Origin of the sequence: Chryseobacterium limigenitum (genome assembly GCF_900114875.1) — a bacterium.
GTDB lineage: Bacteria > Bacteroidota > Bacteroidia > Flavobacteriales > Weeksellaceae > Chryseobacterium > Chryseobacterium limigenitum.
Map to the genome: position 1 here is coordinate 296,989 of NZ_FPKW01000003.1, position 22,633 is coordinate 319,621.

Sequence of the window (22,633 nt, forward strand, 5' to 3'; positions counted from 1 at the left end):
TTTACTTTTCCTCCGAAAGCAATCTATTTTTTTATTACAATTTTGGCAGGTCTCCTGACTTTCGCTTTCTACACCTTCCCGTTTGCACAGTGGTTTTTCGTAGAAATTTTGGGTGCGATTTACAGTTGCGGGGACAGTTTGGGGTTTTCACCCAATTCCCTTTTCATTCCAATAGATTGGAAACCAAAATTTTTGCAAATATAATTTATTAATTTGAAATGCAAAATCGAGAAAGGCTTAAATAGTTAGCCATTAACAATTTTACTTATTTTTAGGAGCTATTTCCAGCTATCCACTATATCTTTTTCGCCGGCGCATTTTTTCAAAGCCACTTCAGAAAAAGGATGTCGTTCCTATCTGGGCTAGGGTATTTGTCGTTCTTTCAATACTTGTCATTGCGAACCGAAGGTGAAGCAATCTCATAAAAAAAATTAGTGATGAAAAAGATTGCTTCGTCGCTTTGCTCCTCGCAATGACCTAACAATTGCTGAGTCAAACGCCTTTGCGAACGAAAATATTCTCAATGATTTTAAAGAAAACCTTTGCGATCTTAGCGGTTAAAAATATTCAATAGCTACAAAAACGTTGCATCAAAATAAAACGGCAGCAAATCTTTAATAGAATTCACTTTCACGACCACATCATTCATGCTCGAAAAATAAAGATCAATATTTTCATTCTGCTTGGTTTCATATTCAATTAGGCTTTGTCTGCAAGCTCCACAAGGTGGAATCGGCGGATTTTTCTCATGAAATTCTCTCGGTCCACCAACAATAAAGATTTTTTTGATCTTTTCATTAGGAAAATTGGCTGCTACCCAGAATAAAGTCGTTCTTTCAGCACAAAGCCCGGACGGGAAAGCCGCATTTTCCTGGTTATTTCCGGAAAAGATCTCTCCATTTTCCAATAAAACCGAACAGCCCACCAAAAAGTTGGAATAAGGTGCGTAAGCATTTTCCCTGGCTTGTTTTGCTCTTGCGAACAAAGTATTTTCTATATCGTTAAGTTCACTGCTATTTTTAAAATAATCGTAACCTATCTGTATGTCTTTTTTCATATATTGTGGACCTAAAAAAGGGGGATAAAATTAGCTCTTTTTCATCAGGTGGGCAATATTATTTTGTTCCTAAAAATTTTTAATTAAAATTCAAAACATCAAACATGTTATACACTCCTATAAAATTCAGAAATGTTGAGTTAAAGAACCGTTGGGTAATGTCCCCAATGTGTATGTATTCTTGTGAAAACGGTATGGCTAATGATTTCCATTACGTACATTACGGAAGCAGATCGCAGGGCGGAACGGGATTAATTATGGTAGAAGCAACCGGCGTAGAACCCCGCGGAAGGATCACCAACCATTGCATGGGTATCTGGAATGACGAACAGGCCGAGAAACTACAGAAAATTGTTGAGTTTGTACATCAAAATTCAGACAGTAAAATAGGAATTCAAATTGCTCATGCGGGAAGAAAAGGTTCAACTTGGAACAATTTGCAAATTTCTGTTGAGGAAGGTTGGGAAACCGTTGCGCCAAGCCCGATTCCTTATCATCCTACAGAAAGAATTCCGCATGTTTTGACTGTTGAAGAAATTAAAGAACAGGTTCAAAACTTTAAAGAAGCCGCAAGAAGAGCTGTAAAAGCTGGTTTCGATGTAATCGAAATTCACGGGGCGCATGGCTATTTGGTTCATCAGTTTTTATCTCCGCTTTCCAACATCAGAACAGATGAATATGGCGGAAGTTTTGAAAACAGAATCAGGTTTTTATTGGAAATTGTAGATGCTGTAAATGAAGAATTAAACGAAAATGTAGCGCTATTCGTAAGGATTTCCGGAACAGAATACGCAGAAAATGGCTGGGATATTGAAAGCAGTGTAGAGTTGGCGAAAATATTAAAAAATCATTCAGTTGATTTGGTAGATGTTTCAAGCGGCGGAAATATTCATGGAGTAAAGATTCCTCTTTTTGATGGATATCAGGTTCCCCTTTCTTCTCAGGTAAGAAATGAAGCAGAAATAAAAACCGGCGCAGTCGGCTTAATTAAAAAAGTAGAACATGCGGAAGAAATTCTTCAAAAAGGTGATGCAGATTTAATATTTATTGCCAGAGAGATCTTAAGAAATCCATACATCGCGGTTCAGGGTTCGTTTGAGATGAAAGAAGAATGTTTCTTCCCTCATCAATATTTAAGAGCGAAAATTTCTTCTTAATTTTATACAATTAATATTCATCAAAATGAAAATAGAGGATTTCATGCTGTCTTGTCCAAGTAAAAAGTTCTTAGGAATAGAGTGTTTTGGCTGTGGTGCGCAGAGAGCTATTGTCATGGTTTTTGAAGGAAGATTTTCTGATGCTTTTCATATGTTTCCGGCAGTTTATACGCTTTTGATATTTTTGTTTACTGTAGGAATAAGTTTTATTGATAAAAAAAGAAGCTATGGAAATGTTTTAATTATAATGGCGATTATTAATTCGATTATAATGGTAATTGCTTATTTTTACAAACATTTTTATCTTAATTTACACTAAAAACATTAAAATTATAACTATGAATCAACAGAAATTACCCAACGCTACGGCTGTACTCGTATTAGGAATCGTATCTATCATCGGATGTTGTTGCTACGGAGTAGTAGGTATTATCACAGGGATTATCGGATTGTATCTTTACAAAAAAGATAATGAACTGTATAAGAAAAATCCAGACCTTTATTCAGATTACAGCAATTTGAATACTGGTAGAATATTATGTATCATTGGCCTTGTATTAAGTGTTTTATACATTGCCTATTTGATAGTGGTGATCTCTACCGTAGGTTGGGATGCTATGAAAGATCCTCAGCTGATGCAGGAAAGAATAAAAGAATTAATGGGACAATAATTAAATCTTCAGATAAAACAAAAAAAGACTGCAAATTTGCGGTCTTTTTTTATGGAAAATTTTTAAGTTAATTTTATCTTAATTGATTTGTAAATTTTTAATCTTAATTCACATAAAAACGAAAAAGAATCGTAGAATTACTACAAAATATGAATCTACACGGTAAAAGCTTTCTGAATCGAAACCTGAAATATATCTTTGTTATACCAAAAATAAAAAATCATAAAATCTTTATTGATTAAAATTTACAGATATGGCAGCAAATTCAAGAGGAATCTTAAAATTCAACGGAAGCGAAGGTCAAAAACTATTAAGACTTAATTATAGTGTCGCAAGATCTACAGACGTTTCAGGACGTGTAGCATCAGATCCATCTAACGCAATTATCAAATTAACGATTGAAGCTACAGAAAAATCAGACATTCTGGAAAGCTTACTGAACGGTAAATACAAGCCGACAAGCGGAGAAGTTACTTTCAACAAATCTCATGAAGAAGGTACTTTGATCACTTTAAACTGGGAAAACGGATACGTTATTCAGCATGAAGTAGACTTTGACGCTGTAGACGAAAACAGTATGCTGATCAGTTTCGTGATCAGCGCAGAGAAAATCAATTACGGAAATTCTGCTTACGAAGGACTTTGGCCATCTAGCTAGGTCTCAAGGAGTAAGTAGCACTTATAGAAGACTGTCCCTCAAGGCGGTCTTTTTTTACCTGTAGTAGAAGTTTATTTTATAAAGTAAAAACATAATTTGTTCTTTATAAATTTTCTTTGTTTGAATAATTTTTATAAATTTAAAAACATCACAATCACAAAATTATGTCTACCACACCTGAACAGGCGCGAGGCAATTCGTTTCGTCCTTCCCAAAATGCAGATGGAGTCTCTGAAAATCATCACACGGGGATCAACCGTTTGGTCAAATTATCTTTAGTAATTGAGGGTAAAGTGATAAAGTATTACAAGCATTTTAATTTAAAGCAAAGTGCCCAGCGTCATCATGAGTTTACGCTTACGTTGGCTCACGATACTTTAGGAGACCACCAGACACACACTTTGGAAGAAGCCAATAAATTCTTAGGAAAACGTTTAACGGCCGTTATTTCTTATAAAGACATTGATAATAGCCCTGAAAGAACTTTCGTGGGAGTGATTACCGGAGTAGGATTCAGTCAGGAAAAAATGAGCCTGGGTAATATTGTTTTATCTGGTTACAGCCCGACGATTTTATTAGACGCAGCTCCGCATATTCAAAGTTTTGGAGGTGATAAACCTGTAAATATGGGCATCATTGCTGAAGAAGTCATCAAACAGGGAATCGATAAAAGCCGTTTTGATATCAGAATCGATACGAATGATTATTCTCAGATTATCTACAGCAGCCAATACGACGAAACGCATTACAACTATCTGGCTAGAATGGCGGAAGCTTATGGCGAACAATTTTATTATGATGGTGAGGTTTTACATTTCGGAAAACTTCCTCCTCAGAATAAACCTATCAAAATTGTCTACGGAAGCAGCGCCAACGATATTAAAGTTGAATTGAAAGCGGTACACACCAAACCTCAATTTTACGGATACAACAGCAATAAACATGAAAAACTGACTTCAGGAGCAACACCGATTCAGCATGTTGGTGATTTAGCAAAAACAGCTTACGAACACAACGATAAAATTTTTAAAACACCTTCTTTACGCGTAGCTCCTGTGAAAGCAACGACTCATCTTGATGTTGAATATTCTCAGAAAAGCACCTCAGGAAGTGAAGCAGTGAATGTTTTTAATTTATCAGGATCTACTACGGTTCCGTTTTTACATCCGGGTTGTGTGGTTGATGTTCAGATGAGAAAAGTTGATACTAATGAAAGCTCTTATTTCACTAAAATTATGGTCACGGAAGCTGAACATGAAATTGATACTTTAGGACATTACAAAGGAAGTTTTAAAGGAATCGCTTCAGACACAGGATTTTTACCAAAACCTGAATTTACGGCTCCCAAAGCAGAACCGCAGATCGCAACAGTAATTTCAAATGCCGATCCGGAAGGGCAGGGAAGAATTCAGGTGAGATTTGACTGGCAGACGAGCGAAACCACTCATTTTATCAGAATGATGAGCCCTGATGCAGGTGGAACAGACGAAATCACTCAAAACAGAGGATATGTTGCCATTCCGGAAGTTGGAGATCAGGTGATGGTTAATTTTGTTCACAATCATCCCGACAGACCTTTCGTAATGGGCGGAATGTTCCATGGAGCGGTTGGTCTAGGTGGCGGAGTCAACAATCATTTAAAATCAATTCAAACCAGAAGCGGAATCAGAATTTTGATGAATGATGAAGAAGGAAGCGTAAATATTATCGATCCAAGCGGAAATTATTTCTTTATGGATGGTAAAGGCAATATTTCTGTCAACGCCCCTAAAAATTTCACCTTAAAAGCTGGAGAAAATATCAGCATCACTGCAGGAAAAGAAATTTCAATTGATGCCGGAGAAAGTATTACAAGTTCGGCAAATGAAAATATTGTTTCCACTGCCGGAACAGATATTATGATGACGGCTACAGGCGATATCAAAGAATCTTCGGATACAAGAACCGAGATGGTGGAAAAGGAATTCAGAAGACAGTCTGAAACTTCGAATGAAATTGCAGGAGAGATCGCAATGTTCAGCGAAAAAGAAAATATGACCATGCAGAGTGGAAAAATTGTAGAATTCAACAGTGCCGAAAAATCTAAACTTTTCTAATCATGGCAATAAGAAAAACCGCAAAAAATATATTGATCAAAGTAAATGATTCCTACCATCTCAGTGTTGGTAAAAAGGTTGAAAAAATTGCAGAAAAGATCAATACAGAAGCTAAAAAAGGGAATCTTGTTTTGGCAAGTAATAAAAAGATAATGTCTCATGGGAACAAATAAATTGAAGTTCCTGATTCTTTTTGTTGTATGCAGTTTCTCGTTAATAAGTTGTCAAAATAAAAGAATGGAAGAAAAATATAATTGGTTGGGAACCGTCTCGGCACCGCAGGAATATCCGATGGAAGTGTATAAAGGAGCCATTATCGCTGATGATTTCAGTTACGGCTTTGATGCCATTTGGGGAACTCAAAATACAGGCTGGGGAAATGAAGGCGGAACAATGAGCGTAGAAACCAGGTTGATGGGAATTCCTCACAAATTAGAATTTACATGGTATTCTTTAGTTGAAAGAAAATTTTACACCGGAAAGTGGGATTTAGATAAAGAAAAAATCAATGATCTGTTTAAAAAAGGTTTTATAGATCAGGATAATAATAAAAAAACGACCTACACCAATTTTATAGTTGGTTTGGCGCCAAAAGGAAAAGTTGTTTTATGGATCAACGGACCGGGAAATCAGACGGAAGTTGGTGCTTTTCAGGCTCATGATACAATTATTACAAAGGAAAAAGCTTACGATAATGCAAAATATATGTTGAAAGAAGGTTTTGCAGACAGAATGCTGGATGATCCGTCGTATGAAACATTTAAACCTGAAATAAGAGCAAAAATAAAAGAACAAGGCTATCCTAATCCTGATATTTATGAGATCTACAGAAAGAAATTTAATTGGAAACCTTCGGTTATAGTTCCTGAAGGCGGAGAATGGATCGATTTCGGATTTAATAATTATAACGGAGAACAGGAAAATCTTTTCGCAGAAAGCTTACATAATGATACGTATCAAAAAAGAGCTGTTCCAAAATTCTGCGGTTTTTACTGGAGAGATAAAAGCAAAAACAGATACGCAGTCTGGATAGATTCTTTCGACGAAAAAGAAATTTTTGACCTTTTTCAAAAATTTGGAAATGAAGAAAATATAGATTTGGTGATTAAAGTTAATCCTGATAACACCAAAGCATCTCTGTCATTAAAAACAGAAAAACAGGAGCTTCCCATTACCAAAGCAAAGATCAGATTATCTCGGAAAATAGAATAATTTATCCTTATTCATCAATTTTAAAGTAAGAAAGATGCACAATAATAAATTTGGAGATTATACACCAACAGAAACCAAAGAGGAGGTCTTAGACATTACTCTCGGGATGTTTTTTGACGGAACCCTGAATAACAAAACCAATACCATCGAAAGAAGGGAAAAAACTGATGCATACAAGAAAAAAGGAGGAAACCCTACCGATAACAACAGTTACAATAACGATTGGAGCAACGTTGCACGTTTGTGGGACAATTACGATAAAAATTTTGGCATTTACATAGAAGGAATCGGTACAGAGGATAAAGAAAAAGACTCAATGTTGGGTTATGCTTTCGGAACTGGGCCTACCGGAATTCGCGGAAAAGTAAGAAAAGGCTGCGAAGAGATCGTGAAAAAAGTAAAAAATATCAAAAGTTCCAAAAAAGCAGACAAGATTGCTGTGCTTACTTTCGATGTTTTTGGTTTCAGTCGTGGTGCGGCGGCGGCCAGAAATTTTGTTCATGAAATAGGAAAATCAAAATATAAAGCAACCTCAAGAACCTATTCAAGCGAAGGAATGACTGTGACAGTTCTTTCCGACAGCGACGGCGACGGAGTAGAAGGTCAGGATCTTCCGAAATGGGGACATTTAGGACTCAAACTTCAGGAAGCTGGAATTATTGTTGATGTTTTAAAAATTAGATTTTTAGGAATTTATGATACGGTTTCTTCTTATTCAAAAAACTTTTCTGCTACACCGAATTTTCACAATGATGTGGAAGAATTAAGCTTAAATGATATCGGAAGAGCACAAACCGTCATTCATTTTGTGGCAGAAAATGAGCACAGAGAAAATTTTGACCTTACCCACGTGAATGTAGGTACAGAAAGAACATTTCCCGGCGTACACTGTGACGTTGGCGGAGCTTACGAAGACGGAACCGAGACTTGGGAAGAAATTGAAACATCGTGGACTACCAGCGCGAAACTAAAAGCATTAAGAAGCCAGCTTATAGCAGACGCCTGGTACAAAGAAGATCAGCTTAAAATTAATCCAGGTTTTTATTTGACATTATCGGGAACGCGCGATCTGGTAAAAAGATACAGCTATGTTCCTCTGCATTTTATGGCAGAATATGGCGTTCAGAAAACGGTTCCTTTAACGATTAAAAAACTGACTGACGAAAAATATTCTATTTCAGAAGATGCTTTGTTGGTAAGAGTAAAAGACCGTCTCAGATCTTATGCAATGGAAAACGGAAAACAATATACCTTCAAAAGATATAAAGAAGTTGAAAATGCATACGGCGGAGCATCAATTCCGGAACAGAAATATGCAGATTATCAGAGAGAAATGAAGGAGCAGGATGATTTAAGAATTCTGAGAAATAAATATCTTCACTGGTCAGCTAGAAGAGAAGGTATTGGAATGGATCCGACGTCAGACAGAGTAAGAGTATTGCATTAATTTTTATTAAATGAAAAAACACCTGATCATAAGAGTTGCATTATTATTAATAGGATTTCTATTGATCTATTGTTACACTCACTGGGATTCTTGGTTTCATCCTCATCAATCGATTGGAGGGAACGATGGAATGTCAATTCCCATGGATCTTGTTTTGAATATTGGCTGGATGGTCATATGGTGTGTTTTGCTTTTTATAGAATTGATCGTAAGCTTTTCTACGTCCAGAAATAAAGAAAATAGAGTTACAAATATAATATTGATCATGGTGGGTATCATTTTACTCGCTGTATATATTTTCAGTATTAAATAAAATCTGAGAATAAAATATTTATTTGCAAATTATTTATATGCAGAAATTTAACAAACATATCGTCCGGAAAAGCGAAACTTTAAAAAGTGTTGCTTCTCTGTACAGCATATCCGAAGATGCTTTAAAGTCATTTCACAATAACAATTGCGGTGTTAAGGATATGATCTTGATAGATTTTACAGGCCAAAAGGAACTTTTTATTCCAAGAACTGCCGTTACCGACAAAAATAGATTGGTAAAGTTTGGTCAAGGAAATAAATTGATCTTTCAACCCGAAAATGCATTCTGCAAATATGGTGTTATCATCAAAATTGAAAACGGAAACAATAAAAATGAACTGAAATATGAAGCTACCGTACGTTGGTTAAGATCTGAAAAGCTGTTACATTTTTTTGAAATAAACAGAATCTCAAATCTTTATCTAAATGAAGAGGAAGTCAATGAAATTGCAGATTTATTAGCCTATAAAACCTCAAGAGTTTTATATCCTCTACAAATTAGCGTAGATCATCAGGGGAAATTTAATGCTGTGGAAAATCTTTCCGTATTCAATGAAAGATGGAATGATGTTAAGGAAGAACTGTACAAAGAATTTGATGGGGAAACTGTAGACGAGTATTGTCTTAAAATAGAAAAAACGATAAGCGAATCCGATACAGTAAACTTATTGATGAAAAATGATTATTTCCTGAGAACATTATTTCTCGGAGTGTACCAGAGTTTTGGTCAGAATTTTAACATCAGTGGAAATGAAAGTTTCCCGATCGTGAATAATCCGGTTGAACCAAAATATCAGATTGAGTTGGAGGTCGATCCGCTGAAAGACGAATATGATTTAATAAATATAGAAGGAAACGGAACATTAAATGAAGACAGAAGTTCTTACGATTTTATCAACGGAGCCTCTTTTTCATTTATTGTAGAAGAAAATCCCGTGATGAATAAAGACGGATCTTTTAGGATTCAATATTATTTAAACGGAAAAACTTCATTCCCGGAATCACTGTATTTAGAATGCGATATCATGCTGAGAGAGAGAAAAAAGATCTCGGTTGTTGTGGCAAGTATCGATGAGAATTAAAAAATATCACACAGATAAAAAGACTGAAAAATTATGGCAGAAAAACATATTGTAGTACAAGGTGCTATGTGCAAATGCCAATTTGGGCAAGTGCCTGATAAGTTAAAAGTGCTTTCGCACAAAAAAGAATATGCAAATGACAAAAGCGCTTCCAAAAAACTGATTGTCACCACAAAAGAAATAGGAGCTGCTACATTTGAGAAAAATACATTCGGGAACTGCCCCAAAATGGGAGTTCCGCCGCCGCCGTGCAAAATAATGGTCACCGAATGGCAGAAGTTTTATGATAAAGTACAGCTCAGCAATGGCGGATTTATCATTTTGGAAGACAGCAAGGCCGTTTGTGCGATTGCGGGAACGCCATGCATCGAGATTATTGATCATGGGCAGAGAGCTGAAGCCAGTCAGCAGAATTTTAAAAATGCGGATCAGGATGTGCAGCAGCAGATCAACCCGTTGGTAGATTCAGAAAGTATGTATAAAGAAGAGCCTTCTTTCAACGGTGGGGAGGATGCTGTAAGCTAAACAACAAAGAAATGGCAAAAGGTGTAAAGAAAATAAGAGTTATAAAAGGGACTTACTATCCAAAGATGTCTGTTTCTGGCCAAAGAGTTACGATACAGCCGGGTCAGTGGGTGACTTTTGATGTTGCAGAATGGCTTCCGGATACAACTGCCGAGGATAAAAAGAAACCCGTGATCTGGATGAGGCAGAGTAATGACCGTAAAGTTATTATCAATCAGCTTCCGTCTTCTACAGGGTATAAATTTATGATCTCCAAACAATTGTGCGGAGCCTATAATTATTATATCGAAGCAAGCTTTTCGGGGACAAGAGATACTAAAAATAATGTTGGACTTTATGTAAAAGGCTGGTGCGAACCCAAAATTGTGACCAGTAAATGGACAACCCAAAGAGGAAGTAAAATCAGCATTAAAAATAAAAGTAAGACCAATTATATCTCCTACGGACACATCGTTTACCTCAATCTGACAACGGAAGGTCTCAATGGAACCAATCTTGTCGTAGAACTTTGGAATCAGCAATATGCAAGGAAAGACAAGCCTGTTCATGTTTATACCGATGTTCAGGTGATCGATGGTGAGGTTAATTTAAAAATAGAAAATACATACGCTTGGATGGCGTATGTGAATAATATTCAGAATGTTGAAGAGTTTTATGTAAAAGTAAAAGATTCTTCGGGAAAATATATCAAAGACAGTCTGGGAGACGACCTTCACGCAATCTATCTTAATGTTAAAAATAAAGTCGTTACAACCAATACGAATGTAAGTAAAAATCAAACACCTACAAAAGTATACAAGCCGGATGTAAACGCTGCCCGATACGAACCGTGTAAATTTGAAGTCATAAAATTCACCGAATTAGAAATAAAAGACGGCAAACCGAATAATACGACAGTCACCGTTTTTGATAACGGAAAGGGATTGAGAAAATTAAGCGGAACACCTCTTCAGGAAACGATCCAAAGAACCATATTTTATAAATTTGATTCCACTGTAATAGATAAAGACGGGGAAGCGATCCTTAATAATGTTTTAAAATTTCTTTTGGAACACAAGGATTCTACTATGAATCTGAGCGGATACGCCTGTGTTATCGGAAAGGAAAACTACAACAAAGGTTTGTCTCAAAGAAGAGCAGATGTTGTTAAAAAATTCTTTGCCGATGGCGGATTAGATCCCAAAAGAATAATCTCGGTCGGAAAAGGAGAAATAGATCCTACCGATGATAAATTAGGTAGAGACAATATCAAATATAAAAATGAAAAGGATTACGAGAACAATAGGAGAGTAGATATTTCTTTTGTTTTTAATGCCCACGATGCCCATACAATGAATTATGAAGTGGTAGCACCAAGTGTTTCCATGAAAAAAGATCTTACGATAGATATTCAGGGTTTTGATACGAAAGCGTGTTTCAGAGGTAAGGATAAACATAAGAAACAAACTACGGTTGTTGATGTTGGTCAGGCTATAGACAAGGGCGATACAAAGCAATCATTTGCAACGCCTTCGTTTAATTATAAAATATATTCGGATCTGTCGTATTTCACTGCGATGCCGATTCAGTATATCTGGCCAATGAATACAAATCCGAACCAGTTCCATTTTCATACCCACACCTGCAGGTATTTCAGTAATGAAAAACGTACTACGGTATTATTAAAAGCATATCCTGATGTAAAATGGACATTGACGTTTTTCATCAATCTTACCAATGATCTCAGCGTCAACTGGCAAAATCAACCTGCCGGAAAACATAAAGAGCTACAGAAAAAATCAGGTAAAGTTGGAGCTGAAAGAAGATGGCAGCAAAAAGACGCGTCTTTTGGTTTCGGACTTAAAAGTGAATGGGAAAGAAATAACAGCGGAAATTACCAGAGAAGTAAAGAGCTTAAAGGTGAATACGAAACGAAATTTAAAAAATTATACGATCTTTTTGCTTCTGTTGGAGCCATGTCTGATGGGGTGACAAACAAAACCAAAGGCCAGGTTAGGAATATGGGATTCAAGGGAGTACCGATGACTTTTGCCGTTAAACCTCCCAATCTTAACCTTAAAGCTGAATGGAATTTAGAAAGAGCAAAACAAAAAGGTGCAGAAATTGAAAGATTAGGCACAAAAATAGATATCTCTTTTAATGCTGATCCGTTAATAGGGTTGGAAATTACAATAGATCTTTTATGTACTGCCGTAGGATTGATTGCAGGAGCCGTAAGTGGCGGAACCGCAGCTCCGGGAGCCGTAAGACTTTACGGATTCATCAAAGATAAAATGAATACAGGCGCCGAATTTGGAAATGACGATTTCGGAGCCAAAGTAAGTGCCGATGTTTTTATTGATCTCGTGATTACGAGTGTTATTAAAACTTCTATTGGCTTTTCTTTCAATACAGTGAGTGACGCAAGTGATACTCAGGGTAAACTGGAAGTAACGAACACGCTGAAAGTTGAGTTAAAAGCTGGAGTCTGGATAAAAGCAGAAGCCACGCTTGTTATCGTAAAAATTGAAGGATATTTTGAAATGAGTGGAAAAGGCTACGCCTCGGTTACATTCGGTCATGGTCTGAAATATGATGATAAAGGCTTGAATTATCGTCCGGCATTAGGTTTCGATGGCCTGAATGCAGAATATGTTATCAAAGGAAAAGTAGGAATGTCTGCAACGAAAAAAGTTCCGAGAGGAGGAAACAAAAAACCTGGAGAATTAAAAGGAAGCAGCGAAGATGAAGGTATCATCGCAGAAGGAAAATATAACGAAGTAATTCCTAAATTTGATGTAATTAAAAGTCTGGAAGAACTTTTTGGGATCAGTGCAGATATTCCGTTAATTAGAAATTAATCATATGAAAAAAATAGTTTTAATCGTTTTGTGTTTTATAACGTGCCTGTCTTGTCAGTCACAGGAAAAAAACGATCTCGAAAAAGTAGATTTTGCAAAGAATTACAAAGAAATTCTGAAAAACACCAAGGTTCAGACCGATGCTCGTGAGATTGTGACAACTCTGCCTGTGGCACATACCAAAGATGTGAGCCAGTTCAGATTCGGGAGTGTGTCATTTGTAAACAGCAAAGAAAATGCTGTAAAAAGCTCTACAGTTGGAATTTTGATTAATAACACTGCAGAACGTTTAACTAAAGGTATTAAAATTGAAGTAGAAGACACGGCTGTCGGTAGTGAATTGTTAGCCTATTTGAAATCACAATACAAAGATCCGAAAGTCCTTTCGGGCGTTCCCGGAAAAAACAGCGAAGGAAAAGTACTGGGGAATTCAGCTTACGCTTGGAGCCTGAAAGACAAAACAATAGTACTGGTTCAGTATTATGAATACACGGATAATAAACCAAATATCTCTTCTGTTCTTTTTATGGTAGACAACAAAGTGATGGCTCCGGAAGTACAGGAAACTGTGGCTTCGCGTATCATTAAAACATTTACTCCATAGCAGATATTTGATGGATAATTATGATTTCTATGCCGGGAAAGTACTTACTTTTTTACCGTTGGTTATACTTTCGATCATTGCGGTTATTTTAATATGGCCGAATTCAAGGAAGAAATTTCTTAGGATTCAGGCGTCTTTACCTACCTCCAAAATAAATTCTGTTGCAATGGGATTGGTGGAAATTCAGGGGAAACTGATCATGAAAGAACCTCTGATCTCACCCGTAGCCAAAGAACAGTGCATAGGATATTATTACACCATCGAAGATATTACCAAAGATAAGGATGGTAAAGATTCTTACACAACAATACATCGGGAAACAAAATGCAATGTTTTCGAGATGCAGGACGATTCCGGAACAATAGAAATACAGGCGGAAGGTATAGAATTAATTTTATTAAAAGAAACCAACGTAGATTTTGGCGGACAGAAAAGATACACAGAAACTTTGCTCAAAAACGGACAGGAAATGTTGCTAGTAGGTTCTGCAGACTCAAGAAACGGACATTCTTATATCAGAAAAGATGCAGGCAATAAGATTTTAGGAATTACCTCAGTGGCCGGAATTTCTGTATGGAACAAATATCAGCCTCTTCTGAGGTCGTTTCTTTTCACCTGTATTGTCATATCAGTATTAATTATTTTAATCTTATCTCAATAATGAATCAAATTGTAGCGATCGTCATAGCTGTATTTCTTGTCATTTCAATATTGGCTTTTTTCATCAGGTTGTATAATCAGTTGGTCATGTTGAAATTTAATGTAGAAAAGGCATATGCAAATATCGATGTTGTGTTGAAACAAAGAGCAGACGAGATTCCGAATCTTGTGAATGTGGCTAAACAGTTCATGAATTATGAAAAGGATATTTTGAGTCATTTAACGGAGCTCAGAACTTTTTACAACGATACAAACGATTCTAATAAAAAAACAGAATTGGCAAATGAGACCTCAAAAGCTTTGAAATCATTTTTTGCCGTTTCAGAAAATTATCCGAATCTTCTTTCCAATAATAATTTTATGGAATTGCAGAGAAGAATTTCCGAGCTTGAAAATAAAATTGCAGACAGAAGAGAATTTTTCAACGACAGTGTCAATCTTTATAATATCGGGATTCACGAATTCCCAAATGTAATATTGGCGGGTATTTTAGGGTATAAAGACAAGACTTTATTAGAAGTTTCAAATTCAGAAAAGCATTATGAAGGAGTTAAGTTTTAATACATTTTTCGGGTATGAAAGAATACTGGCCGAGAAACCTGAAATTGTTCTGTTCGGAGCAATGCTGGTTCCTATCGGATTATTGATCGGGATCAGTATCATCGGCTGGATTTTCAGAAAACTGAAATTGAATATGTACGTTATTCATGCACTGCTGTATACGTTAATGTTTACATTTCTTTTCGGAGCCATTGCAATGCTTATTCTGTTCTTCATCACAGATCGAAATGGAGTAAAACTTGCCTATTGCTGGCTGGCTATTTTTGTCGGAATGTTCTTTTTCAGCATTGTAAATGCAAATACGATCAGTAAAATGTTTACCGATTGGTCTAAAATCATTAAAAACTAATATAGTATGACAAAACAACCTTATTATATGATCGATTTCAGTGCTTCGGCCTGTTTATTTGAGATCAGAGTGAACGACTATCCCGTTATTCACATGAACGTTGAAGGTCAGGTTGCGAGTAATATTCCTATCAATTATGCGATCTTAAAAAGTGGTACACAGTCTATTTCTGTCACTATTTTACCCAATGTAGGTGATTTGGAATTGTATCCAAAATCAGAAGTGAAATTTAATATAAAAATTTTCGATGTTACCAATGATTTTGTTTTTGATCAGCAGTTTGGCGATTATCAGTCGGAAACGGTAGGAGAGAAAAAAATACCAGTTATAAAGCATATCGGAACTTTTAAAGCTGAGGTTCCGTATCAGTTGGAAGCCTGGCAGAAAGGTAAAAATCTTAAAGATGTCGATGATTGCAGAGAAAAACTGGAGTCTGCTTACGGAAAAGTAACCAGAATGATTCGGGATGGCAGATTTGATGATTATAAAAAATCGATTTCCCAAAGAGAAGAAAATATGGCTGTTTCCATGTATTTATCAAAAGCGGAATCGGAAGGCAGATTTACTGATCTTGTGAGTGATTTTAAATCCGGATTTACAATTCAGCCGGTCTCCAAAGAAGCTGTGATGTTTATTTGTGGTGACAATAAAGTGGCTATTTTAAAGAAAGTGAACGGGGAACCTGCATTATATCTGGAAAACCTTGAAGCTGAAGAAGAATTAATGCTTGATATTTCATTTTACATTCCGGAAGGAAAAAACGAGTTTGAAATCATATAGAAAACTAAAGTTAAAAAGACTTCCCTTATTAAAGAGAAGTCTTTTTTTTGTCATTGCGAGGAGCGTAAGCGACGAAGCAATCTCAATAAAAGATCTGTAAAGTTCTTCTAGAATCGCAAGGTGAAGTTAAATTCTTACTGTACCACAAATTTCAATGTAGAATTATCCAGTTTTAAAATATAAATTCCCTGTTCTAAATTTTTAATTTTAAGCGAATTTCTGCTGTTTTTAAAAGGTTGATAAATGGTCTGCATCACTTTTCCCTGTAAATTATAGATCTCAGCTTTTTTAATATTTTGAGTCTCACCTTTTACAAAAATTTCCTGATTTGAAACTGGATTTGGATAAATCTGTAAACCATTAATTTCAGATTTTTCCAAAGAAGAAACACTCTGTTTTGCTGTTCCTGAATAACAAGTCCAGTTTAAATTATCAATTGCCACTCTGTCACTGGATGAATTATTTTCTAAACTTACAACCACATTTCCTGAAACATTAATATTACTGATCGTCGTTGTCGCAACCGTCGCACTGTAAGGAATAGTTCCCACCGTTACGCCATTCACCAATACATTAAAAGTTCCGTTGCTTCCTGTAAATTTCAATTGAGTCGTTACCGTCAAAGAACCAATTCCATTAGCTGAAGAACTAGATTTTAACGAACCGTCTCTTACCGTGATCGCTTTCGTAGAAATTGTTTGATCTGTTCTTGCATCTGTTGCTGTCCAGGTGATTCCTCCGTTCGTCCATGTTCTTGTGGAATAAGAGGCACTGCTTGCCGGAATAGTTTCAAAAGCTTCATTCACACAATTTGTACCAGTCGGAGTTTCCGGATTTGTAGTTCCTCCTCCAGAACCTGTTCCCCAAATTTGATTCACATAACTCGGATTGTCAATAAAAGGATTTCTATTTCCCTGATAGCTGTAAGAAGCATTATTTCTGGTGATTTCCGCCTGAGAAACCGGGTCTTGATTATGCCAAGCCAATAAAACATTCAGTTCCCAAGTCTGCAATCCCGGAAAAGTAGTGCTTCCCAACATATTTCCTGTAGAAAAAGTAGAAAGTTTGCTTTGATAGCGAGTCACAAAATAGAAGATCATTCTCGCGACATCTCCTTTGAACTCATCAATTGGCTCAAAAACCGTTCCAGCGTATCCTGAAGAAACTGAATTCCCAAGCTTTGAACCATTTTTAGAAGTGAAAGTTGCTGTTCCCACTTTTCCGAAAGGATAATTGCTTCTCATTCCGTTCACTTTTCCGTCTGTAGCCCGAATGAAGTTGATATCAGAAACCATTGGCGAAGCTTCATTAAACAAGCTTTGCGGAACAATATGTTCACGGTTATAACAGTTTCCTTCCACCGAATATGTTCCACACTGATTGGTTACGGGAGTAAATTTATAAGGATCGGTTGCTGTTGGTTTTTCAGAATAAATATCTAAAATTGAACCGTCATTTTCATAATTTTTGTCGATGTCTGTGGTTTTGTAAGCTGTCCACAGTCCGCCGTAGCCTTTGTCCTGATGTCCGTTGGTGATAATTGAGCTCAGCGCAGTTTTTAAAGAAGCTCCGGTCAATCCATTAGCCGAATTGTAATATCCTGCAGGAGCCTGAGCATTGGCAAGCCCTGCCCATACAAGAAATAAGATAATTTTTTTCATATTAATAATTTACAGTAAGATTACTATATTTTTTTGAATGAAAAATTACATTACTGTTAAATTTAATAGGCATTGCATCTTATTTATTCACAAAGCCTTGAAAATTATCATGATCCTTTGTGATTAAGGAAAATAAAAAGAGCCAACACAAGATTTGTGCTGGCTCTGTTAATATAATTGATTGATTTAAATCTTAATTATTTTCTCTGAGGAGGATAGTTTTTCATGATCTCTGCCATGATCTCAGGAATCTGTCTTTGTTTTGCTTTAGGAGAGTCAACGGAAATTCCGCTTCCGATACCTTGCCAAACCAATTTTTGAGATTTTGCATCTACAAGATCAACAATAATCGCTCCTTCATTATAATTGCTTGTCCAGGTTCTGCTCATTCCGACACCCCATCCGAAAGGTCCGCCCCAACCGTACATTCCGTAAGGAGAAGAACTGTTGATATCTGTAACTTTCTTGTGGTTTGCTTTTACATTGACAATCAAATCAGGATTTTCGCCCGATTGAAGACCTTTGGTTTGTAGTTGCTTAGATAGCTCGTTCAACACTCTGTCTTTATCAATATCATTCAGCTTCAAATCATCAATTCTTATTTTATAGGTCTTGTAAGAAGTGAAGTTTGCAGATTCGGCGTAATCTGAACGCACTTGAAAAGGACTACAAGACGTTAAACCCAAAGTAGCCGCAGCTAACAAAATAAAAATATATTTTTTCATTTTATTTATTTTTTTTATCGTTTTTAATGAATGTGTCGGTCTTTTTATCGTATCCGTAAGGACAATGTCTACAGCCACTTTTACAGCAATGTCCTCTTTTCAGATGAAATTTTTCTGTAAAAACTTTGTACCCCTGCTCGTTGTAGTAAAAGTCTTCACCTTCTTTGATGTCAAAAAGTGCCATAAGTTAAATCTCTAAGTCAAAAAACTTTATATTTGTTATTATGATAATTGTGTGCCAAAAGCCATTAAAAAAACTTAAAATTAATGGCATCGCTCTTTTTCCCTTTATCTTCGTAAGGAAACCCGAAGATAAGGAAAATAAAATACTTATCAATCACGAAAAAATCCATTTCAGGCAGCAGTTGGAAATGCTCATTATTTTCTTCTATATCTTCTATGTCATCGAATATTATTACTGGTTTTTTAAATTAAAAGACAGCTATCAAGCCTACAAAAGAATTTCCTTCGAAAGAGAAGCCTACGCCAATGAATTCAATCTAAATTATCTCAAAAAAAGAAAATTCTGGAGTTTTAGGAAATATTTGTAAATGGGTTTATTTTTGAATTTTATTTCTAATATTTCAACGGTGGTAAACTGACATAGGAAAATGGAGCGTTAAGAAAATTTATTCTGTGAACGTTAATAAAATTCTACTGTTTGAAGCGCGAGACGAATATTGAATGAAAGGATAAATTTTGAATTCGCGCAAGTTTTAGAATTTTTATAGAACAGAAATAATTTTTAGCGAAAGTTTCCAAGTCTTGAACTTTTGGTTCTTTTGTTTCAAGACAAAACGAACAAAAAATAGTAATTTTGTTAAAACAATATCATTAATAAAGAATGCTATTACAACTCCCAACAGAAAAAATCCCCATTCAGGAAATCTCCATTGATAAAAACATAAAACTTTTCATTAAAAGAGAAGACCTCGTTCATCCTCAAATTTCAGGAAATAAATATTGGAAACTTTTTTATAACATCAATAATTATTTAAGTCAAAATCCTGAAAAACCCTATATCATAACCTTTGGCGGAGCATTTTCAAACCATATTTCTGCGGTTTCTGCTGTCGGAAATTTATCGGGAATTTCAACATTGGGAATCATTAGAGGAGAAGAATTAAAAGATAAATGGCGTGACAATCCAACTTTAGTTTTTGCAAAAAGAAACGGGATGAATTTAAAATTCATCACCCGCGAAGAATATCGAAACAAAGAAAAATTATCAGAATTTCTACAACATGAATTTCCTGATGCGTTGATCATTCCTGAAGGCGGAACCAGTGAAGATGCTGTACAGGGCGTAAAAATGATGCTGAATAATGATACAAAAGATTTTGATTATCTTTGCACCGCAGTTGGAACCGGAGGTACGATTGCCGGGATTTCCAAATTTTGTGAAGAGAATCAGAAAGTTATAGGTTTTAAGGTAGTTGACGATTCGTCTTTGGAAAATAAAATCTCTGAGTTAACCTTAAAAAGAAATTTTGATCTAATAGATTCAAGTTTTGGAGGTTATGGTAAAATAAAAGATGAAAACATCCGTTTTATCAATGATTTCAAGGAGAAATACGGGATTCCGTTAGAGCCGATATATACAGGAAAGATGATGCAGAAGGTTTTTCAACTGATTGATGAAGAATATTTTCCTGAAAACAGCAAGATCTTGTGCTTCCACACGGGTGGATTACAGGGTATTGAAGGAGCAAATTTGCTTTTAGAGAAACAGAATAGAAATTTAATTATATAAAGTAAAATTGAAAAACATGAAAAGACTTTTCTTACTAATAAGCCTTTTAGTTTTATCAAAATTCTCGGCTCAGACTTGGGCTACTGAAGACCAATACATCCAAAAATTCGCTCAATATGCAGTAGAAGAGATGGAAAAGTATAAAATTCCTGCTTCTATTACGCTTGCTCAGGGACTTCTTGAGACTGGTGGCGGACAGAGCAGATTGGCTCAGGAAGGTAAAAATCATTTCGGAATAAAATGTAAAGAAGACTGGACGGGTAAAACTATGAAACATACCGATGACGCTCCCAATGAGTGTTTCCGTGTGTATGAAGACCCCAGACAGTCTTACGAAGATCACTCGATATTTTTATCAACAAGAAAATATTATACAGGTCTTTTCAATTTAGATATGAAAGATTACAAGGCGTGGGCATATGGTCTGAAAAAGGCTGGCTATGCAACAAATCCACGTTATGCTTCCATCCTAATCGGTAAAATTGAAAGATATAAACTGTACGAATTTGATAATACAAGTTCTAAAGAAGTGTTGTACGCCGTTCTTAAAATGTATCCTGATCTGAAAGATGACGGAGCTTTTATGGCAAGATTAGAGCCTTCAAAATTTGTAAAGAAAGATAAAGATCCTGTTACAGTAAATGTTCCTTACAAGCAGACTTCTTTCGCTCAACAGCAAAAAAGAGTGGAAAGAATTAAGACAAAAGCTGAAATTCTTAATTCAATTTTAATTAAAAGTCATCCAAATGACGGCTTAAAATATATCATTATTCCTGAAGATACTAATGTTCAGTTCATAGCAAATAAATTCAAAGTAAGCGAAAGCAAACTGACGAAATGGAACGAACTTCAAAGTGATGTTTTAAAGAAAGATGAAATTGTTTTCCTTGAATCTAAAAACTCAGATGGAAATACAGCAACCTACAAAGCTCTTTCAGGAGAAGATATGCACGATATTGCCCAAAAATTCGGCATCAAATTACACAAATTATACGCAAAAAACAGAATGGATGAAGGTCAGCAGCCATCTGCAGGACAGTTAATTTATCTGATTGACAAAAAACCTAGAAACTAATTTTTTGTTGATAGTTTTATAGTTGCTTGTTAACTGTCAACTGTCAACCAACAACTACATATGAAATATCAAAGAAGTTCAGCTTTATTCGATGAAGCTTACAAATACATTCCCGGAGGAGTAAATTCTCCAGTACGCGCATTCAAATCAGTGGGTGGAGTGCCTGTTTTCATGAAGTCTGCAAAAGGCGCTTATCTTACAGACGCTGATGACAACACTTATATCGATTACATCAATTCTTGGGGACCGGCAATTTTAGGCCACACCCATCCAGAAGTGTTGGAGGAATTAAAAATTCAGGCGGAGAAAGGCTTTTCTTTCGGAGCTCCGACAGAATTGGAAACTGAAATCGCGAAATTTATCGTAGACAATGTTCCGAATATCGATCAGATCAGAATGGTTTCTTCAGGAACAGAAGCTTGTATGAGTGCTGTGAGATTGGCAAGAGGTTTTACAGGAAGAGATAAAATTGTGAAATTTGAAGGCTGTTATCACGGTCATTCAGATTCATTTTTGATCAAAGCGGGAAGTGGTGCCGCTACTTTTGGAAATCCGAATTCTCCTGGAGTAACAGCAGGAACGGCAAAAGATACTTTGTTGGCAAGATATAATGATTTTGAGCAGGTTCAGGATCTTTTCCGTCATAATCAAGGTGAAATTGCAGCCGTAATCATTGAGCCTGTTGCCGGAAATATGGGGTGTGTTCTTCCGGAAAATAATTTTCTTCAAAATTTAAGAAAGATCTGTGACGAAAACGGAGCTTTATTGATTTTTGATGAGGTAATGACAGGTTTCAGACTGGCTTTCGGAGGCGCTCAGGAATTATATAACGTAAAAGCGGATTTGGTAACCTATGGAAAAGTAATCGGAGGCGGTTTGCCGGTTGGTGCTTTTGCCGGAAGAAACGAAATTATGGATCACTTAGCTCCAAAAGGTGGAGTTTATCAGGCCGGAACATTAAGCGGAAATCCTTTGGCAATGAGAGCGGGTTTAAAAACGCTTCAATTGATCAAAAAGGATGAAAACTTCTTCAATAATCTTAATAAAACAACAGAAACCTTAGATTTTGAAATCGGAAAAATTTTAAATGAAAAAGGGATTGCTCATAAAATCAACAGAAAAGGTTCGATGATGTCTGTATTCTTCCATATCAATAGAGTTTCTAATTTTGATGAAGCTCAGGAAGCAAACCATTCATTATTCAATAATTTTTTCCATCAAATGCTGACTAATGGAATATATCTTCCGCCAAGTGGATATGAAACGTATTTCATCAGTGATGCGATCAAGGATAAAGAAATTGATATGACGCTTGAAGCGGTGAGAAAATTTGATTTTTCTTAAAATTAAAATATAAAATTTATAAAGGATGAGGTTTGAAACTTCGTCCTTTTTTGTTTTGATTAAA

The 22,633-nt window shown here is 35.9% G+C and carries 25 protein-coding genes and 1 riboswitch; of the genes, 21 read left to right on the forward strand and 4 right to left on the reverse strand.

Going from position 1 to position 22,633, the window contains the following annotated elements; translation table 11 throughout:
- Positions 1 to 27: 27 nt before the first annotated feature.
- Positions 28 to 203: riboswitch (cobalamin riboswitch) on the reverse strand.
- A gap of 371 nt (positions 204 to 574) precedes the next feature.
- On the reverse strand, positions 575 to 1,057 hold the full coding sequence (locus BT156_RS06350) for a cytidine deaminase (RefSeq protein WP_072408282.1): 483 nt from the start codon (positions 1,055 to 1,057) through the stop codon (positions 575 to 577).
- 104 nt (positions 1,058 to 1,161) lie between these two features.
- Here BT156_RS06350 and namA point away from each other — a divergent pair, with 104 nt between their 5' ends.
- The 17 genes from namA (at position 1,162) to BT156_RS06430 (ending at position 16,011) form a co-directional block, all read left to right on the forward strand.
- Positions 1,162 to 2,214 carry an NADPH dehydrogenase NamA gene (namA, locus tag BT156_RS06355; protein WP_072408284.1) on the forward strand — a complete coding sequence of 351 codons (1,053 nt, stop codon included), beginning with the start codon at positions 1,162 to 1,164 and terminating at the stop codon, positions 2,212 to 2,214.
- Between the two features lie 25 nt (positions 2,215 to 2,239).
- A complete protein-coding gene (locus BT156_RS06360; protein ID WP_072408286.1) occupies positions 2,240 to 2,533 on the forward strand; it encodes a DUF2752 domain-containing protein in 294 nt (97 codons plus the stop codon).
- Between the two features lie 19 nt (positions 2,534 to 2,552).
- Positions 2,553 to 2,885, forward strand: a complete 333-nt coding sequence (locus BT156_RS06365) for a CCC motif membrane protein (protein WP_072408288.1) — start codon at positions 2,553 to 2,555, stop codon at positions 2,883 to 2,885.
- 253 nt (positions 2,886 to 3,138) lie between these two features.
- Positions 3,139 to 3,543, forward strand: coding sequence for a type VI secretion system tube protein TssD (tssD, locus tag BT156_RS06370; protein WP_072408290.1), 405 nt, complete (start codon positions 3,139 to 3,141; stop codon positions 3,541 to 3,543).
- A 164-nt stretch (positions 3,544 to 3,707) separates the two neighbouring features.
- Positions 3,708 to 5,639 carry a type VI secretion system Vgr family protein gene (locus tag BT156_RS06375; protein ID WP_072408292.1) on the forward strand — a complete coding sequence of 644 codons (1,932 nt, stop codon included), beginning with the start codon at positions 3,708 to 3,710 and terminating at the stop codon, positions 5,637 to 5,639.
- 2 nt (positions 5,640 to 5,641) lie between these two features.
- Positions 5,642 to 5,812, forward strand: a complete 171-nt coding sequence (locus tag BT156_RS22030; protein WP_157886029.1) for a hypothetical protein — start codon at positions 5,642 to 5,644, stop codon at positions 5,810 to 5,812.
- A 64-nt stretch (positions 5,813 to 5,876) separates the two neighbouring features.
- Positions 5,877 to 6,851, forward strand: a complete 975-nt coding sequence (locus BT156_RS06380; protein ID WP_228430017.1) for a DUF2931 family protein — start codon at positions 5,877 to 5,879, stop codon at positions 6,849 to 6,851.
- 34 nt (positions 6,852 to 6,885) lie between these two features.
- A complete protein-coding gene (locus BT156_RS06385; protein ID WP_072408296.1) occupies positions 6,886 to 8,298 on the forward strand; it encodes a T6SS phospholipase effector Tle1-like catalytic domain-containing protein in 1,413 nt (470 codons plus the stop codon).
- Between the two features lie 10 nt (positions 8,299 to 8,308).
- Positions 8,309 to 8,611 carry a hypothetical protein gene (locus BT156_RS06390; protein ID WP_072408298.1) on the forward strand — a complete coding sequence of 101 codons (303 nt, stop codon included), beginning with the start codon at positions 8,309 to 8,311 and terminating at the stop codon, positions 8,609 to 8,611.
- Positions 8,612 to 8,648: 37 nt separating this feature from the next.
- Entirely contained in the window at positions 8,649 to 9,692 is a 1,044-nt protein-coding gene (locus BT156_RS06395) for a hypothetical protein (RefSeq protein WP_072408300.1), read from the forward strand.
- A gap of 33 nt (positions 9,693 to 9,725) precedes the next feature.
- Positions 9,726 to 10,217, forward strand: coding sequence for a DUF4280 domain-containing protein (locus BT156_RS06400; RefSeq protein WP_072408302.1), 492 nt, complete (start codon positions 9,726 to 9,728; stop codon positions 10,215 to 10,217).
- Positions 10,218 to 10,228: 11 nt separating this feature from the next.
- Positions 10,229 to 13,057: an OmpA family protein gene (locus tag BT156_RS06405; protein WP_072408304.1), complete on the forward strand. Its 2,829-nt coding sequence runs from the start codon at positions 10,229 to 10,231 to the stop codon at positions 13,055 to 13,057.
- Between the two features lie 4 nt (positions 13,058 to 13,061).
- Positions 13,062 to 13,661 (forward strand): hypothetical protein, encoded by a 600-nt coding sequence (locus BT156_RS06410; protein ID WP_072408305.1) that lies wholly within the window; start codon positions 13,062 to 13,064, stop codon positions 13,659 to 13,661.
- 10 nt (positions 13,662 to 13,671) lie between these two features.
- On the forward strand, positions 13,672 to 14,322 hold the full coding sequence (locus BT156_RS06415) for a hypothetical protein (RefSeq protein WP_072408307.1): 651 nt from the start codon (positions 13,672 to 13,674) through the stop codon (positions 14,320 to 14,322).
- Positions 14,322 to 14,882: a LemA family protein gene (locus BT156_RS06420; RefSeq protein ID WP_072408309.1), complete on the forward strand. Its 561-nt coding sequence runs from the start codon at positions 14,322 to 14,324 to the stop codon at positions 14,880 to 14,882. The genes BT156_RS06415 and BT156_RS06420 overlap by 1 nt, the downstream gene beginning before the upstream one ends.
- Positions 14,863 to 15,231 (forward strand): hypothetical protein, encoded by a 369-nt coding sequence (locus BT156_RS06425; RefSeq protein WP_072408311.1) that lies wholly within the window; start codon positions 14,863 to 14,865, stop codon positions 15,229 to 15,231. Before BT156_RS06420 ends, BT156_RS06425 begins: the two co-directional genes overlap by 20 nt.
- A gap of 6 nt (positions 15,232 to 15,237) precedes the next feature.
- Positions 15,238 to 16,011: a hypothetical protein gene (locus BT156_RS06430; RefSeq protein WP_072408314.1), complete on the forward strand. Its 774-nt coding sequence runs from the start codon at positions 15,238 to 15,240 to the stop codon at positions 16,009 to 16,011.
- Between the two features lie 134 nt (positions 16,012 to 16,145).
- Here BT156_RS06430 and BT156_RS06435 read toward each other — a convergent pair whose 3' ends face one another.
- The 3 genes from BT156_RS06435 to BT156_RS06445 all read right to left on the reverse strand — a co-directional run bounded on the left by BT156_RS06435 (position 16,146) and on the right by BT156_RS06445 (position 18,581).
- Positions 16,146 to 17,672: an endonuclease gene (locus BT156_RS06435; RefSeq protein WP_072408316.1), complete on the reverse strand. Its 1,527-nt coding sequence runs from the start codon at positions 17,670 to 17,672 to the stop codon at positions 16,146 to 16,148.
- A gap of 197 nt (positions 17,673 to 17,869) precedes the next feature.
- Entirely contained in the window at positions 17,870 to 18,397 is a 528-nt protein-coding gene (locus BT156_RS06440; RefSeq protein ID WP_072408318.1) for a DUF4136 domain-containing protein, read from the reverse strand.
- 1 nt (position 18,398) lies between these two features.
- On the reverse strand, positions 18,399 to 18,581 hold the full coding sequence (locus tag BT156_RS06445; RefSeq protein WP_029294953.1) for a DUF5522 domain-containing protein: 183 nt from the start codon (positions 18,579 to 18,581) through the stop codon (positions 18,399 to 18,401).
- Between the two features lie 40 nt (positions 18,582 to 18,621).
- Here BT156_RS06445 and BT156_RS06450 point away from each other — a divergent pair, with 40 nt between their 5' ends.
- The 4 genes from BT156_RS06450 to hemL all read left to right on the forward strand — a co-directional run bounded on the left by BT156_RS06450 (position 18,622) and on the right by hemL (position 22,569).
- Complete coding sequence (locus tag BT156_RS06450) at positions 18,622 to 18,948, forward strand: hypothetical protein (RefSeq protein ID WP_072408320.1); 327 nt, start codon at positions 18,622 to 18,624, stop codon at positions 18,946 to 18,948.
- A gap of 293 nt (positions 18,949 to 19,241) precedes the next feature.
- Positions 19,242 to 20,150 (forward strand): 1-aminocyclopropane-1-carboxylate deaminase/D-cysteine desulfhydrase, encoded by a 909-nt coding sequence (locus BT156_RS06455; protein WP_072408322.1) that lies wholly within the window; start codon positions 19,242 to 19,244, stop codon positions 20,148 to 20,150.
- Positions 20,151 to 20,166: 16 nt separating this feature from the next.
- Positions 20,167 to 21,225 carry a glucosaminidase domain-containing protein gene (locus BT156_RS06460; RefSeq protein WP_072408324.1) on the forward strand — a complete coding sequence of 353 codons (1,059 nt, stop codon included), beginning with the start codon at positions 20,167 to 20,169 and terminating at the stop codon, positions 21,223 to 21,225.
- 60 nt (positions 21,226 to 21,285) lie between these two features.
- Positions 21,286 to 22,569, forward strand: a complete 1,284-nt coding sequence (gene hemL / locus BT156_RS06465; RefSeq protein ID WP_072408326.1) for a glutamate-1-semialdehyde 2,1-aminomutase — start codon at positions 21,286 to 21,288, stop codon at positions 22,567 to 22,569.
- The last annotated feature ends 64 nt before the right edge of the window (positions 22,570 to 22,633 follow it).